The organism is Sarcina ventriculi (assembly GCF_900456775.1).
GTDB classification, from domain to species: Bacteria; Bacillota; Clostridia; order Clostridiales; family Clostridiaceae; genus Sarcina; species Sarcina ventriculi.
Window position 1 is genome coordinate 25148 of the sequence record NZ_UAUL01000013.1, and the last position, 15622, is coordinate 40769.

The following is a 15622-nucleotide window of genomic DNA, read 5'->3' on the forward strand; positions in this document are numbered from 1 at the left end:
CAATCTACTTATAATTTTAGCAAATATTTTATTTCAAAAAATGTATCATTTTTGTTTTAAAATGATATAATATAAAGAGTTAAGATATAAAAAGTATATTTTTAGTTATAAATGAGGTGATTGTATGAGAGCATATGAACCATTTGAATTACCTTTAGATTTAAGATTGATTGATAAGGAAGCATTATTTGATTGTACAATAAGTGCTAATGAAAAATTAGCCTCATATTCAGAAAAAATTAATCATTCTAAAGTGAATTCAGATTTATTGGTAAGTCTATTTTCAACTAAAGAGGCGTTAGAATCTTCTAGAATAGAAGGAACTCAAGCAACCATGGATGATATGTTTGAAAGTAAATTGGATGAAAATAAAGGTAATAATGATACTAAAGAAGTATTAAATTATTTAAATGCTTTATTAAGCGGAGCAGATAAACTTAGTAGATTACCAATAAGCACTAGGTTAATTAAAGAATTGCATGAAGTATTGATGAGTAATGGTGTAAGAGGAGCATCAAAATCTCCTGGGGAATTTAGAAGTATTCAAAATTTTGTAGGTAAGCCTGGATGTACTATAGAAAGTGCAAGTTATGTCCCTCCCGAACCTCAATTAGTTGAAAAGTATTTATCTAATTTAGAGAAATATATAAATTATGATGATGGGCTAAATGAACTAATAAAAATAGCTATTATTCATGCTCAGTTTGAAACAATACATCCATTTTTAGATGGCAATGGAAGGATAGGAAGAATATTAATACCATTATATTTATATAGTGTTGGGAAGATAAATAGACCAATGCTTTTTGTAAGTGAAAGCTTAGAAAAAGATAAATTTAAATATTATAAATTATTGAATAATACTAGAGTTATCGTAGAAGGATTAAATAGATTCGATTATGATACAAAAGAGATTGATTCAAAAAAGCTTCAAGTAGCTAAAAAAAATTATACTGAATGGATAAAGTTCTTTTTAAGTGCTTGTGAGGAAGAATGTAACAAAGCTATAGAGAAAATAAATAATATAGATGAATTATATGATAAAACAATAGAACAAAGTAAAGCATTAGTAAAAAACAATAAAATCATAGATATAATAGATTGTATATTTGAAATGCCTATATTCACAACTAAACATCTTATAGGTAGAGTCGATATAGCACAAACTACATTAAGAAATTATTTAAACAAATTAGTTGATGCTGATATTATATATGCTGATGATACTATGAGAAACAAGAAATATTATTTTTATGATTTGATTAGAATTTTAAGATAGTGGCTATGAAATAAACTAATATAAAATTTTTATATACTACTTTTTGCATACTATAAATTATATATTTTTTAGGTTGTAAACAAGTAATATTGCTATGTGTATATTTTAGGTGATATAATGGGGTTAAGTAATAAAAGTTTATTTTGCTACAGGAAATAATTAACATATAATAGGATATAATTATTATAAAATATGTGTTAATAGGAGGATATATGGCAAAAGAACAGAAAAGATTTAATGTTACATTTAGGGATAATAAAAAAGAGCTTGAATTATATAATTGGGTTAAGAAAAAAGGGTAAGTTGGGAGTATATCCAGCTATATAAAAACAATTTTATAAGCCACAGGAATTTTTTTACTATAAACAAGTATAACTACAGGATAGGGAATTACTACTGGAATACAACGAGGAAGTATGTAGAGAAGATCTTCTTAAAGGTAAAAGAAAATCTTCTTTTTTTTATTAGTTTTTTAAAGTTCCTATATTCCAAAGTTCATATTCACTTATATCAATATCGTCGTTCCAACTAACCCCATACCCTCCTGCATCTACTTTAGCTTGTGCAAATAATACTTTGTTTTTTAAATCTGAATACATGTCATCTTTAAGCTTTTCTTTAAAATCAACAATTTTAGTTATTCCATTAGCAAAAAGTACAATAAGTAAATAGTCATCACTATCAATTTTTATTTCTTTTATTTTATTACTAATGAAGTTGCTCATAACTATTCTAATCCCTCCAATTTTATAAATTCTTTGGTATTCCACATATTCATTAAACTTTGCTGATGCTTACTAGCCCATTCCTTAACTAATTTTAATGCTCTATTAGATAAATCACCTTCAATCATGTCCAAAGTATTAATGTCTATAACACCAACATATTCACCATATATCGCATGAAAATGAGGTGGCAAATGGTCATTAGGGTACATTTTTATTACTATTCCAAAGAATCTACTTATAACTGGCATAAAATTCACCTCGTTTATTATTAAATTTGATACTTTATTATAACCTTTTTTAGTAGTGTAAGTGAATATTGATATTTTGTATATGTTTGTATAAAAATATTAGAAGAGCATAAACTAACGAAAAAACATAGAAAAATGAGGATAAAAAATGATTAATGATTGGGTAGTAGCTATAGCTTTTCTAATGGTAATATTGGTATTAGTAATTATAGGACTTAAAGCACCTCCATATCAACCGACAAAATGTGAAAAGTATGAAAACTATATACATAGTTCAAAATGGCGTAGAAGACGTGCTAGGGCGCTTATGTTAGGCAATTATAAGTGTGCTAAATGTGGAGCTAGGAACAAACTTCAGGTTCACCATCTTAGTTATCAGCATTTAGGTGATGAGTTGGATTATGAATTAATGGTTTTATGTCATAGTTGCCATCAAAAAGTACATGGTAGGAAATTTTAAGATTAAATAATATTATTAAAGATGGGGATGGATACAGGCTCGATATTACAGAGCAAAAAACGGGTAAAAAGAGAGCCTTTACTGTATCAATAGAAATTTATAATTATATTCGACTATACTGTTATGAAAATAACATAAAAGAAACAGTTAAGATATTTCCTATAAGTGATAGAGCTATTCAAAAGCAGTTAAAGATAGTGGCTGATTATTTAACTTGATAGAATAAGCACACATAGCTTTAGGAAGTATTTTGCCACGCAAATGTACGTTAATAATAACTATGACATAGTTTTAGTTAAGGAGCTACTACAACATGGTAGCGTTAAAACTACCCAAGATTATATCTCGTTAAATAGGGAAACAGTAGAGAAGGCTCTAAGGGAACATATTCATATCATTTGATCACAAAAAGGGGATAAAAATAAATAATAATAGTTTGTTTTATAATTTCCTTACTATTATTAATATATTTTTTTATTATAATATTAAATGGTGAGTAGCAAAACATTTTATTTTTTTTAATAATATTGAATATATTACTAATACAATCTAATATAAGAATAAAAAGTAAAAAAATGTTTAAAAAGCTCAAAAAAACATACCTCCATTATAGTGAATTATAGTATAATATTGTTATAAAAACATATTTCTAGAATATTATATCATAAAATTATAATTGGGGATTATTATGAAAAAAATTTGTATAGCATTAGCTTTATCAATTTCTACCATAGTGCTAGTATTTAATACAACCAATGTATATGCCGCAAATAATACAGGAGGAAATAATATTGAAACAGTAGTTGAAAATGAGTTAGATATAGAAGATTTTAACTATATACAAAATAAGTATCTGTGTCAAGCAATAGACGGAACATTAACTTTTATACGAATGTTACTTGCTTCAATACCAGGAAATCCATACTTGCATATAATAGAAAAATTATTTTTCAAAAATAATTTATATCGTTCAGAATTTTTTTTACTTATATGTGAATAATATTTAGATGCACAAGCATCTACGGAAATGCAAGCAAGACAAAGAGCTTCATAATACTTTTTCTTATCATATAAAATAATTGCTGAATCTAAAAAAGACTCAATATCCATATTATTTATCCTAGAACAAAAATTTCAATCCTATTTATAGTATATAATGTTAATAAATTATATTTTATCACAAACATTAAAAGAATCAAGTTTACTTTTTTGTATACAGTACTTGCTTCCTTAAAAAGTCCATTGAACCCTATTAATTGTTTACCTTTTAATGCTTTATAAAGATTAATTTAAAAGATTATTTATTTAAAATATTAAAATAACTATTGAATGTTTAACATATAAAAATATACTCATTCTATTTCTACTAATGAATACTTTATCTGTTTTGGATTATTAAACTTACTATCATAAATAATATTACCTCTCTTAACTCTCATAATTTTGTATTAAATTCTGTAGCTCGCGTAGTAAAGACTACCTTTTTAATTTTTCTGCACTTTTTAACTATCTTCTCATTTAATTTAGGCAAAATTTTTTCTGTATCTCTCTTAAATCGTAAAGATATTCGTAAAAATCTATTATTTTAACTTCTGTGCCACTTTTTGAATTAATAGTGCCAGGAATCCTTAAAATCCTAGTGCAAACTAAAGCTTTTTTATTTACTCTAAACTCTTTTTAAGGTTTTATATAAATATTCTTCAACTGCTTTCTAAAGAGGCAAAACCATATTAGGTACTTTTTTACAAGCCATGTTAAATATAAACCCCTTTCACTATCAATAATAAAATTGGGAAAATTTATATTTCTAAAATTATAAGTTCTATGATTAAAAAATGATAATATTGACTATTATCGCTATTTTTATTGTGAGTTTAATGATTGATGCGAATAATTCATCAAACTCTTTTATTTTAATACCTGTGAAAAAGAAAAAGTATTATTATTTTCAGTTCTTGAATTGAAAATAATAAATATCTTTATTATTAATATTTATTTTAAACGATGTATACGCTTCATAGGAAGGTTTTTAATATACTTATGAAATTTAATTCTCTTCACACAAAAACCACTTAGAAATGATTTTAAAAGTATTAGGATTAATTTTATAGTTTTTATTATTTTATCTTATGTTTAATTTTAATCTATTTAAAAACAGGTGTACTTTTTGTACATGTATACTATTGTTTTCTATTACTAAATCAACGTCAGTTGATATATATATTTAGATATATTATTATTTTTAATATTTCTTTTTTAGATGCATCACTTACAGTATCGCTTTTAATAGATAAACTCAAAATTATCCATAAATAACTCCAATAATAAGATTTTTTTAAAATCTTTTCTAAAATATTTCCCCTATTTTTTATAAAAGTTTCAGCATATCATAAATTTAAATAGTATTATAAACGTGTATACACCTTTTTGAGAGGTTTTAAATTCAATTAAATAATTATTTATATTAGAATAAAGTTTAAAACAGATTAAAATTGATTTTTAATTTATTTAAGTTATAAACAAAAAAGATGTAGTTTTTTTACTATACATTATCACTTTGTATACATCAATTTAAATATGTATCACTAAAATTTTAACTATGTATTAATTTATACATTTTCTATAAATATAAACAAATGTATTATAATAAATATGTATAAAGATTGCAGTATTTTTTAATAAAATTGATGAGAAAAGCAACACTATTAATTGTTTTTATAAATGTTTTTAATAGATTTATGCTAATAAATATCGGTATTTATTAGAATTTAGATATTATTTAATCCTCGTTTCAGTATTTTTTAAGATTTTACGAAAGAAATTTACTAGCGCTACTTTTAATATAAAAACTTGTTTTTTAACATATCCCCCTATGTATATATTCAAAATATATTGATATCAACATTAGCTAATTTTAGCGAGATATCCAAAAGTATATTAAATAGATAGCTTGTTATAAGCATTTTGTGATAATAGAATATTTTGAGGTTACTCTTAATAGCTGCCATAATTAATTTTACTATAAGTATTACTTTACTAGGTTTTTATTTGTAATTTTAACCAATCATAACTTTATGAAGCCTTTGATATAATCAATATTTTGCTTTATCTGTTACTATTTTTCCCCCCGTTTCATGAGTTTTGGGAAATTTGCGAAAAGAAACCTACTGGCGCGACTTTTCAAATATTAGCCTAAATTTTTAGACCTACCCCCTACATTATTTTTTATAACAATTCCAAAATAAAAAAATAAAGAACTAAATATCTAGTTCTTTATTTATATTTTAGTGAAAAAATTTAATTGTTATATAAGGAAAATTTAAAAATATTGAATACAAATTTAATATAACATAATTGGTCATACCAATCAAGTAAATATATAAATATTCTTAACAAAAATACATAACCATTTTTGCTCCATAATGTGCTATTCCCATACAGCCAACTAACCACACAGCAACTCCACCCATTATCAATGGCATTTTAATCATCTTCTTTCTCTCTATTCTCTATACTTCTTAATCAATACCTTTAATTCATGTTGTATTTCCTCTTTATTACTTATATATTTTCTATGAACTTTTTGATGACAACTTTCACATAGAGAAATCAGATTATCTTTATCAAATCTTTTTGACCAATTTTCTTTTAATTCTTCTATGTGATGTATTGTACCTGAGTTATTTAATTCATTCTTATCTAAGCACATAAGACATAAATTATTATCTAAACCTCTTATAATATCTCTTACCCTTAACCATTCCTTAGAACTATAAAACTTTTGTTCCTTAGTATCTTTTCTATCTTTCTTATAAATACTATGCCTAATTCCTATCTTAGCCTTACAGCTATTACAGTATCTTTCTTTAATATCTATAAGATTTCTATTACATAATTTACAAAACTTTTTCATTTTTCCACCTGATTTTTAACTCAAAAAAACATAACATAATACTAATTGTGTTACTTTTCTAAAACTCTCACAAACTATAATAATAATGCATGCTAGAAGCAGTTTTAAAATATAAAACTTAACATAGGCTCAATATGTTACTTTTAATAGATTTTAAAACCTTTTATCATATTATTAATATGATTTTGTTCCACTCCAATATATCTTAATGTTATTGCAGGACTTGAATGATTAAATATCTTTTGTAAAGTAACAACATCTTTATATTGTGTATAAAATTGATAACCGAATATCTTTCTTAAAGTATGAGTTCCTAAGTTATAAAGTCCTAATACTTTTCCAGCCTCGCTAAGAATCTTATATGCTCTAACTCTACTTATTGCATTGTTATATCCTTTTTGAGATTTTATCAGAAATTCATCTTCATGTTTTTCTTCATAATATTTTTTTAATTCTTTCTTTAACATTGGGGTAATAGGAAATATCCTTTGTTTTTTGGTTTTCTTTTCCCTTAGTGAAATGTAATCTTTTCCTTTAACATCTCTAACTCTAAGCCTTAAAATATCACTTATTCTTAATCCACTATTAACTCCAATTAAAAACATAATATAATTTCTTTCACTATAATTTCTTAGGTAATTTGCTAACTCTCTTATCTTATCTGAATCCCTTATTGGTTCTACATAATTCATAGTTACCACACTCTTTTTTATTTTTTTATAAATAAAAAAGAACCTAGTTTAACTAGATTCTTCGTAATCCACATCATAATCCAAAGGAATTTTATTTTTCTTACATACATATTATCTCATATGTTTTTTCTTATGATCTATCAAAATATTTCAAAAAATTTCACTTAAATTAAAAAACTATTTTCCCATCTTGAAATATCATTTATTAATTCTCTTTTTATTTAAATTATTTAATTTCTACATTTAATACCGCTCTTCTTTCTTTTATTAATTGTTCCAATTCTTTTAGATCTTCTTCAGTAGCTTTATTTCTTATAAACCCTCTAGCACTAGAACGATGCTTTAAATAATTAGAATAATCTTTATTCTTTTCTTGCCAGCGTTTATTAATTTTTGTTCTTGTAGTAATTTTTTTCATCTTTTAAAACCTCCTATAAGGATAATAATAACATTATAATTTTTATTGATACAAAAATTACTATTATTAATAATATTATTTTGAAAATTAATTTAAGTGATACAATAACTAATTCTTTCATTGCCTTTTTTAAGTGATTAATATAATATTATATTTAACAGGGAGTGTAACACTCCCTTAATGGTTTGCTTATAATAGTTTTATTATCGCAATGATAATACTGACTATTATCGCTATTTTTATTACGAGCTTGATGATTAGTGCCAATAATTCATCAAGTTCTTTTATTATTTTGATTATCTTATCAATCACTTATTTCCACCTCCTTATGTATTATTGTACTACATGTAGTACAATGAAACCAATAAAAAAAGAACTAAAGATTTAAATTTCTCTAGTTCTTTTAGCTAAATTTAATATTTATAGAAATATATAAAAATTAATACGATATTAATTGTTTTCTTTCGCAAAAAATGGTATAATATATTTAGTTTTTACGGAAAATTGAACAGAAAAAAAGAACCCGGACTACCAATCTTAAGTTCTTCTTTTCAACAACAATTTATTAACAAATGACAAAGTCATTAACTTTTATCTATATTATAAAGTTAATAATTAAAAATGTCAAATGTTAATTTACTCCGTATTTAATTTTCTTAACATTTTAATTGACGGATAGGAGTATTAAACATGGCAATATATAAAACAATCTTAAAACAAAATGAATTACAAGTAATAGAAAATATATCTTATAATAAAAAAACACAATCAATATTACAATCTATATATTCTTATATGATTAAACATACAACTCTTAATAATGGATTATTCCCTAAACAATTAACAGCTTTATATAAAATGTATATAAGATACCATAATAAGATATCTTGTATCTATTTTAGAAAATTATTAAAAAAATTAATTGATTATAAGTTAGTAATAGTACATAAACATAGAAATATTAATGTTTATTCTGTTGATAGAAATGTAACTTATTATTCTAATAATTTAGATGAAGTATCACAAAAAGTATCACAAAAAGTATCATATAAAAAAATCGCTACAAACATTGATACAGCTAGTGTAGAACATGATTCTTTAAATACCGAAATACTAAATATAAATAATAATACTATTACTATTATAGATAATACAGTTTCTGAAACTGTTGCTGATAATAAAGTTAAAAAATCTTTAGCTTATGAAAAAGCGATAAAAGAAAATAATAAAGATTTAGTTGAACCAGCTGAATTAATTGAACTTGCTATTTCTAAATTAAAAGAACAAGGTAGACGTAGTAAAAAGATAATTGCAAGATTAAAAACTAAACTAGAAAATAGAACTAATGTTGTAAGAAAGAATGTAGATAAGTATTTAAATGCTGTTATTGCTGACGCTATTGCTTTCTATGAAACTGGTAGAGAGAAAATGGCTCTGCTTATTGCGACTAAAAAAGCTAAATATAATAGTGCTTACAATCTTAAAAAGAATAAGTCTATGGTTGCTACTGCTAACTTTACTCAAAGAAAATATGACTATGATAAACTTGAAGCACAACTTTTAGGCTGGGACGATTCTGATGATGATAATTATGAAATTGGTATTATTGAACCTACTGCTTCTACTACTACTGTCAACTTTACACAAAGAAAGTATGATTATGATAAATTAGAAGCTCAACTTTTAGGCTGGGATAGTTAAATAATAGAGGAAATGGGCAATGTATTTTAATAATTAGGTTTGCCCAAATATTGTCCTTTATAGAATGTCAGTAACAGCTTTCGATACTGTTAATTATAATGTTGATATTCTATAAATATATTACTTAATTCACATATTTTGTGGTGAAATTAATGTTTTCTTAGATATCTTTTTGTTAGATTTATAAAAAGCGTTGCTAGCTGTTAACACAAATATCCATGAGCAAACAAAGGCGTATCTAGGTTGCCTTTCTGTTAGCAAATAAAATCCTATAAATCCTAATAATATTAAATAATAAAATAATACCTTATCATTTATTTTATTATTAGATATATTCTTTAATCCTATTACTGACAATGATATAAGATATAGATAGTATATGCTACTAATAGTGTATGCTATGGGAGTAAGAAATAAAGTTATTTTAGGAGTTAAATATATTCCTTTGGCAACTGTCCAATCATATGCTCCAAAGTCTCCTATACCCCATTGTAGAACTATTTTTTTTAAGTAAAATAGAATAATTTGTATAAAATTACTATTAGTAAATCTACTCTTAATTCTTTCGATAGCCTTTTCTTTCATTAATTCATTGTTATGATTAGATTCTTCGGGTATTAAAGAGTCTTCTTCTGACCAAGCATCAATACTATCTAAATTAGTACCTTTTAATATATTCATGATAACAGGTTCTCCACCATTCCACAGTTGTTTTTCTAATATATTATTAGTAACCAATAAATTACTTATAATAATTTTAGGCATTAAGAATCCTATGATTATTATAAATATATATAAATATTTCAATATATTTTTTGACTTATAATATATAATTTTTTTTGTAATGTAATATAATATAAAGGCTATAAGGAATATTATTCCAACAGGTCTAAAAAAATTACCTATCCCTAAAAATACTGTACTAAAAATAAGTGTGAGTATATTATCATTATCTATATATTTTATAAATAAATACACACCAACCAAAAATAAAGGTATAGCCATATTTTCAGCCATGGTTTCACTACAATACATAATAAAAGGTGAAAATATTGTTATAAGTATAGCACTTATATTTGCAATTTTTTTATTGTATGTTATTTTAGAAATATTATAGATCATATACACAGTGAATGTTTGGTATATAATATTCATAAACTTTATTAGAAATAATGGATTTTTTACTATTCTAAAAAATAAAGAATAATATAGAACAGTTATTGTGTCATGTGGAAATCGGGAGAAATAATTATTACCATAAAAACAACTATAGTTTCCATTAGCGACATTTTTACCTGCTTCATACATTAGCTGAAAGTCTGATATTGGTGCAGTTCTAACAATTAATATCCAAGCTAGTCTTATAATGAATGCAATTAGTAGAATATAAAATATGCTTTTTTCCCTACTAATATATTTTTTTATTTTATCCATATCTATTTTTATCCTTTTATACATTAAACATCTTATTTTTATAAAAATTAGCATTAATAAAATAATTGTTAATGCTAATTTGTGTACTAATTAAACTTAACTTTATCCTTTATTATTTATTTTACAATATAATTATACAATAAATTTAAAAAATATAAAATATGTAAATATTTATTATAAAAATATTTACATATTTTGATATTTTTAAAATAGATATATAGACCAATATTTATATACTATTTGAATAGAATATACTGAGATGATACGAATCCACCGTGCTCTCTATAATATATATTCCATAAAGTCCCTATTTTAACAACTAATTTTACTTTATTATTTTTCTTTAAATTACCTATAATGCTTTCATCTAATGAAGCCTTATCTCTCATATTTAAAACACTTGCTGTAACTATGCCATAGCTATCTACATTTTCAATATCAGCTGGTTTAGTAAATTTATTTACAAATTATTAATATAAAGTTTATTTTTCTTTATAACACTAATAAATACTTTATTTTTATAAAAAGTATTAATTTGTTATAAATGAATCATATATACTCTTATAAAGGTAAATACTATAATTAACAGCTTTGAGCACTAGTATTGCTATCAATAATATCACCTTATTTAAAATCTTATTTTTAACCCCTGCAATCAATTAATATTATATTAGAAGGTCATTAAATATCTTTATGGCCAAATTGTTTATAATTCAAATAATTAAATGGTTATTTTGTAAAATATATCTTGATTATGGCTAATTTTAGGAATATAATTCATAACAGATATTAGAAATAATATAAATAAATTTATGGATGGGCATTATTTTTCTAAGTTTTTAGATATTATAATTATAAATTTATCAGTTTTATATATTTTTTATTATAGAAAAACAATGTTCACTAACTAAATGGGGGTTAACAAAATGAAAAGAAATAAAATCGTGTCAATCTTGGAGTATTCAGCAAGAAACAAAATGTTAGTTGGAATTTTAGTAGTTTCCTTAATAGGAGCTGGAGGGGTGTTCTTATCAAGTAATGCTAGCATTTCAAATAACACTATCGGAATTAATAAAACGGTGTTAGCGGGAACAATAAATAATAGTGGTAATAAAGCTTGTGTTATAAATGGAAATGATAGTTTAGTTCTTTATACATCAGCAAGTAATTCAAATATACAATCATATATATCTGTTGGAGAAATGTTAACAATAAATAGTTACAGTAATGGCTATTATAATGTTACAGTTCAAGAAACTGGAGCAACAGGATACATTTCATCATCAGACATGCAAAAAATAGTAAGTGGGGTTGAGGATAATTTAACTTCATTAAGCGGAACAGCCTATACAACAAATGTTTCAACTATGGTTAATTTAAGGGAAGAAGCAACAATGAACTCAACAACTCTTGCGAAATTAAAAAACAATACATCAATAATTTTGCTTGGAAAACAAGGTGATTGGTATAAAGTTAGTTATAATGGAACAACAGGATATATTTATGGAGAGTACATAGCAATAGCAAACTCAAATACAAATTCTAACGCAATAAATAATACTTCATCATCTTCTAATAATAAGTCAAAAATAATAGGAACAGCAAGTTCTAATTCTAAAAATAGTTCAATTAAAGTTACTTCATCTCATAGTAAAGCAAATAAAAATAAGGAAACAGTTAAAAACACACAATCAAATTCAACAGCAGGATATGTATACGAACCTATAGGAGATGGACTTGTAGGAGTATATCAAGGTGCAAGTGATCAAACAGCTCTTGAAACAACTTTAAAATCAGGTGCTAAAGTAACTGTTTTAGGAGAAACTAATAATTGTTATAAAATAGAATATGGTAATAATGAAATTGGTTATATAGGAAAACAATTTATAAGTTTTAATAAACCAGCAGTTAAGAATACACAATCAACTTCAACACCTAATAGTAAAACAAGTAATATAACAAAAACAATAGATAATCCATCAACTAAAACGACATCTACAAGTAGTAATTCACAAAGTATAAATCAATTAAAGCAGATGTATTTATCTAAGTTAGGTGAAGTACAACAAGAAATTAATGGATTACCAAAGCCAGAAACTGATGCGCAATTACTTTCTACAGCAAATCTAGAAATTAAATGTTGGGATACAATGTTAGGTAATATTTTAAATTCACTAGAGGGAGTTTTAACACAAAATCAAATATTACAATTAAGATCAAATGAATATAAATGGTTAGATAATATGGAGTCAACAGTGAACCAAATTAAAAATGCAGGAGGTAGTAGTTCAGCTGCACTTGCTGCAAGTAAAGAAGCAATTTTAACTAAAGCTAGATGTTATTATTTGGTTAATACTTATATGTAAAATAATTAAATATATATTTAAAAATATAAAAATTAAAGTATACATATCCTAGAAAGGATTTAAAGAAATGAGTAAAAATAAACTTATAGTACTAATAGTTGTAGCTGTTATAGTTGTGTGTGGAGTAGGTTATTACGGTTATACAACAGTAAAAGCAAATACAGTGTCAGAGAATACAGGTAATAGTTTAAAAGAAAATAAACCTTTGTTTTCAACAGCAGAATCAAATCTTTATTATAAATTAGAACAAGCTGTTGGAGATGAAGGTATGCCAAGTAACTCTATAACAGTAAACCTAAATAATACAGTAACTATAAATGGAGAAGCATATTATAAAGTTTATAACTATGCTACAAGGTCAGCCTATACAACACCAAAAATATATGAAGGAGAAAATAATAATTTTTCACAATTAATGTCTGAGCCTATTTATGTTTCAGAAAGTGGAGGTGTTATTAAAGACGCTTCAAGTTCAACAAGTACAGAATTTAATAATAATTTAGAAAATTTAAGCCAAAATGAACAGTATAATTCTCTTTATCAAATAGTAGCAGAATATGTTGAAGGTTATACTGCAAATAATCCCAATTATAAATTATCTAAAAATGATAATTATGAGGGAAATTTAAATAATGTACCAACTATAAAAATAAATTTAAATACTTATAAAACAATAAATAATATAAAATGTTATGAAGCAACAGTAAGCTTAAACTCAAAAGAAATAACAATCTATGCTGCCTTGGATGGATATATATATGTTCCATCTAAAACAAACTATGAAGAGCTATTCTTCCCAACATACTTGAATCAAAGTATAACTGTGGAAGATAGCAATGTTTAAATAAAAATGTAACTATACAATAATATTAAGTCATGAAAAAGTACAAGTATTTATTACTTGTGCTTTTTTTAATCTTCAAAACTTAACATATTTGATACTTATAAAAAATAACACATAAATATTATAATAGAATCTTATATATAAATAATAAATTCCTAAAATTTACAAAAAAATATTTATTTTATGTAATATATAAAATTATAAAAGAGGGGTGAAAATTTAAGTGGAAAAAGAATACAAGAAAGTTTTAGTAATCAGTTTATCAGCGTTAATAGTAAGTATAATAACATTAATAATTAATGTATTAACATTTTAAAGTTTTAATACTATATATTTATTTAATTTAAGAAAAAAATAAGCAGTAATAGAAATTAATCTACTGCTGTTTTTACTAAGTTTAGTACTATTACAAAAGATTTTAGCTAAACTATAATAACATAAATCCTGTTAAAATGTAAGTTTTATTATCTATCTATATTTATTAAAAATCCTTTTATTATGGCATATAAACTCTAGTATGAAAATTTTCCACAAAATTACCTCCTAATAGTAATTATTCTTATATCACAAAATACTGCATATTTTCATTATCTCCAAGGCATTTTATACTAAGTTTATAAGCTTGTACTGTAATCTTGCCAAAGCTTGAGTATTAATACTATAAATTTCTAGTTCTAAATCTATATCTTCTATTTTATCATTAGCCACAATTTTTCTTGTTACAGTATTTATGTATTCTGTTTTTTTATTTGTACTTGATATAGCTGTTTTAGCTATGTCAAAAATGTAATTTTCTCCGTAGTTAGAACCTTTTTTAAAGGCTATTAAAACATCTTCTAAGCCTGTTATTATCTTTATACCGCTCATATAATTTATTCCTTTCTGTATTTGTATTATACAAGTACTTAAATTCATCGAACTATATACCTAAATTATTAATGTATGTACATATTATGTTTTTATTATAATTTTCACACTAAATATTAATATATTTTAATATTATTTATAAAAGTAATAGCTATCTATGTTTTAATCCAATCATTTCTGTCTATTTTAGGACGTATCAGCGAACGATTAGGACAATTATATATATTTCAAGTTTTCTATAACTGTGATATTGTTGTCTATAAATTCTCTTATTTTCCGGCTTGTATACTTCTAAATTAGCTTCATCATATTCTGGTGTTTCGTCAAACCATTCCTGTTTTACTTTTTTGCACATTCAGAACATAGTTGTATTTCCATTTCATCACCAGCAAAGATAGAACTATAACCTCTATTGTTTATTTTAAAAATTTGTATATCTTCTTTGTGATCTTGTAACGTATTGCAACAAAAGCATAACATTTCCTTATTATATTTGAATATTTGAGAATTATTCAACACTATATTCTTTATACTCCCATTTCTCATTTTCTCGTCCCCAAATTATATGAATATTTGTTTGTTTTTGTAATTTGTTTTATATGTATATAATTAGTTAAAGATATTAAAAAAAGGAGAATATAATAAAAATATAAGTAGACAGGTTAAATTAGA

General features: G+C 24.1%; 17 protein-coding genes. 7 read left to right on the plus strand and 10 right to left on the minus strand.

Annotation, left to right across the window (positions count from 1 at the left end; genetic code table 11):
* The first annotated feature begins 124 nt into the window (after positions 1 to 124).
* Entirely contained in the window at positions 125 to 1279 is a 1155-nt protein-coding gene (locus DR020_RS11725; RefSeq protein ID WP_112366057.1) for a Fic family protein, read from the plus strand.
* A 464-nt stretch (positions 1280 to 1743) separates the two neighbouring features.
* On the opposite strand, the gene DR020_RS11730 is transcribed toward DR020_RS11725, so the two are convergent.
* Positions 1744 to 2004: a DUF2442 domain-containing protein gene (locus tag DR020_RS11730; RefSeq protein WP_112366058.1), complete on the minus strand. Its 261-nt coding sequence runs from the start codon at positions 2002 to 2004 to the stop codon at positions 1744 to 1746.
* Positions 2005 to 2006: 2 nt separating this feature from the next.
* Complete coding sequence (locus tag DR020_RS11735; protein ID WP_055260241.1) at positions 2007 to 2255, minus strand: DUF4160 domain-containing protein; 249 nt, start codon at positions 2253 to 2255, stop codon at positions 2007 to 2009.
* Between the two features lie 148 nt (positions 2256 to 2403).
* Here DR020_RS11735 and DR020_RS11740 point away from each other — a divergent pair, with 148 nt between their 5' ends.
* The 3 genes from DR020_RS11740 to DR020_RS11755 all read left to right on the plus strand — a co-directional run bounded on the left by DR020_RS11740 (position 2404) and on the right by DR020_RS11755 (position 3715).
* Positions 2404 to 2715, plus strand: coding sequence for an HNH endonuclease (locus DR020_RS11740; protein ID WP_112366059.1), 312 nt, complete (start codon positions 2404 to 2406; stop codon positions 2713 to 2715).
* A 222-nt stretch (positions 2716 to 2937) separates the two neighbouring features.
* Entirely contained in the window at positions 2938 to 3117 is a 180-nt protein-coding gene (locus DR020_RS12745; protein WP_408069140.1) for a tyrosine-type recombinase/integrase, read from the plus strand.
* A 286-nt stretch (positions 3118 to 3403) separates the two neighbouring features.
* The gene (locus DR020_RS11755) at positions 3404 to 3715 is read left to right on the plus strand and encodes a hypothetical protein (RefSeq protein ID WP_112366062.1); all 312 of its coding nucleotides are present in this window, start codon (positions 3404 to 3406) and stop codon (positions 3713 to 3715) included.
* Between the two features lie 2502 nt (positions 3716 to 6217).
* On the opposite strand, the gene DR020_RS11760 is transcribed toward DR020_RS11755, so the two are convergent.
* The 4 genes from DR020_RS11760 to DR020_RS12655 form a co-directional block, all read right to left on the minus strand.
* Positions 6218 to 6628: an HNH endonuclease signature motif containing protein gene (locus DR020_RS11760; protein WP_112366063.1), complete on the minus strand. Its 411-nt coding sequence runs from the start codon at positions 6626 to 6628 to the stop codon at positions 6218 to 6220.
* Between the two features lie 143 nt (positions 6629 to 6771).
* Complete coding sequence (locus tag DR020_RS11765; RefSeq protein WP_112366064.1) at positions 6772 to 7320, minus strand: site-specific integrase; 549 nt, start codon at positions 7318 to 7320, stop codon at positions 6772 to 6774.
* 226 nt (positions 7321 to 7546) lie between these two features.
* The gene (locus DR020_RS11770) at positions 7547 to 7738 is read right to left on the minus strand and encodes a hypothetical protein (RefSeq protein ID WP_055260285.1); all 192 of its coding nucleotides are present in this window, start codon (positions 7736 to 7738) and stop codon (positions 7547 to 7549) included.
* Between the two features lie 189 nt (positions 7739 to 7927).
* Positions 7928 to 8050 (minus strand): hypothetical protein, encoded by a 123-nt coding sequence (locus DR020_RS12655; RefSeq protein ID WP_265327749.1) that lies wholly within the window; start codon positions 8048 to 8050, stop codon positions 7928 to 7930.
* 378 nt (positions 8051 to 8428) lie between these two features.
* On the opposite strand from DR020_RS12655, the gene DR020_RS11775 reads away from it, so the two are divergent.
* Positions 8429 to 9439 (plus strand): hypothetical protein, encoded by a 1011-nt coding sequence (locus tag DR020_RS11775; protein ID WP_112366065.1) that lies wholly within the window; start codon positions 8429 to 8431, stop codon positions 9437 to 9439.
* Between the two features lie 129 nt (positions 9440 to 9568).
* Here DR020_RS11775 and DR020_RS11780 read toward each other — a convergent pair whose 3' ends face one another.
* Both DR020_RS11780 and DR020_RS12310 read right to left on the minus strand, forming a co-directional pair.
* Positions 9569 to 10873, minus strand: coding sequence for a glycosyltransferase family 39 protein (locus DR020_RS11780; protein ID WP_160110480.1), 1305 nt, complete (start codon positions 10871 to 10873; stop codon positions 9569 to 9571).
* Between the two features lie 236 nt (positions 10874 to 11109).
* Positions 11110 to 11262, minus strand: a complete 153-nt coding sequence (locus tag DR020_RS12310) for a hypothetical protein (protein WP_160110481.1) — start codon at positions 11260 to 11262, stop codon at positions 11110 to 11112.
* Between the two features lie 537 nt (positions 11263 to 11799).
* On the opposite strand from DR020_RS12310, the gene DR020_RS11785 reads away from it, so the two are divergent.
* The gene (locus DR020_RS11785) at positions 11800 to 13239 is read left to right on the plus strand and encodes an SH3 domain-containing protein (protein ID WP_160110482.1); all 1440 of its coding nucleotides are present in this window, start codon (positions 11800 to 11802) and stop codon (positions 13237 to 13239) included.
* Between the two features lie 67 nt (positions 13240 to 13306).
* Positions 13307 to 14083, plus strand: coding sequence for a hypothetical protein (locus DR020_RS11790; protein WP_112366068.1), 777 nt, complete (start codon positions 13307 to 13309; stop codon positions 14081 to 14083).
* Between the two features lie 603 nt (positions 14084 to 14686).
* Here DR020_RS11790 and DR020_RS11795 read toward each other — a convergent pair.
* On the minus strand, positions 14687 to 14950 hold the full coding sequence (locus tag DR020_RS11795; protein ID WP_112366069.1) for a hypothetical protein: 264 nt from the start codon (positions 14948 to 14950) through the stop codon (positions 14687 to 14689).
* 339 nt (positions 14951 to 15289) lie between these two features.
* On the minus strand, positions 15290 to 15496 hold the full coding sequence (locus DR020_RS11800; RefSeq protein WP_112366070.1) for a hypothetical protein: 207 nt from the start codon (positions 15494 to 15496) through the stop codon (positions 15290 to 15292).
* Positions 15497 to 15622 lie beyond the last annotated feature (126 nt).

Bases quoted from the DNA above. Each gene is read 5' to 3' on its own strand.
- DR020_RS11725 (WP_112366057.1), top strand. From the start codon at position 125: ATGAGAGCATATGAACCATTTGAATTACCTTTAGATTTAAGATTGATT.
- DR020_RS11730 (WP_112366058.1), bottom strand. From the start codon at position 2,004: ATGAGCAACTTCATTAGTAATAAAATAAAAGAAATAAAAATTGATAGT.
- DR020_RS11735 (WP_055260241.1), bottom strand. From the start codon at position 2,255: ATGCCAGTTATAAGTAGATTCTTTGGAATAGTAATAAAAATGTACCCT.
- DR020_RS11740 (WP_112366059.1), top strand. From the start codon at position 2,404: ATGATTAATGATTGGGTAGTAGCTATAGCTTTTCTAATGGTAATATTG.
- DR020_RS11755 (WP_112366062.1), top strand. From the start codon at position 3,404: ATGAAAAAAATTTGTATAGCATTAGCTTTATCAATTTCTACCATAGTG.
- DR020_RS11760 (WP_112366063.1), bottom strand. From the start codon at position 6,628: ATGAAAAAGTTTTGTAAATTATGTAATAGAAATCTTATAGATATTAAA.
- DR020_RS11765 (WP_112366064.1), bottom strand. From the start codon at position 7,320: ATGAATTATGTAGAACCAATAAGGGATTCAGATAAGATAAGAGAGTTA.
- DR020_RS11770 (WP_055260285.1), bottom strand. From the start codon at position 7,738: ATGAAAAAAATTACTACAAGAACAAAAATTAATAAACGCTGGCAAGAA.
- DR020_RS11775 (WP_112366065.1), top strand. From the start codon at position 8,429: ATGGCAATATATAAAACAATCTTAAAACAAAATGAATTACAAGTAATA.
- DR020_RS11780 (WP_160110480.1), bottom strand. From the start codon at position 10,873: ATGGATAAAATAAAAAAATATATTAGTAGGGAAAAAAGCATATTTTAT.
- DR020_RS12310 (WP_160110481.1), bottom strand. From the start codon at position 11,262: ATGAGAGATAAGGCTTCATTAGATGAAAGCATTATAGGTAATTTAAAG.
- DR020_RS11785 (WP_160110482.1), top strand. From the start codon at position 11,800: ATGAAAAGAAATAAAATCGTGTCAATCTTGGAGTATTCAGCAAGAAAC.
- DR020_RS11790 (WP_112366068.1), top strand. From the start codon at position 13,307: ATGAGTAAAAATAAACTTATAGTACTAATAGTTGTAGCTGTTATAGTT.
- DR020_RS11795 (WP_112366069.1), bottom strand. From the start codon at position 14,950: ATGAGCGGTATAAAGATAATAACAGGCTTAGAAGATGTTTTAATAGCC.
- DR020_RS11800 (WP_112366070.1), bottom strand. From the start codon at position 15,496: ATGAGAAATGGGAGTATAAAGAATATAGTGTTGAATAATTCTCAAATA.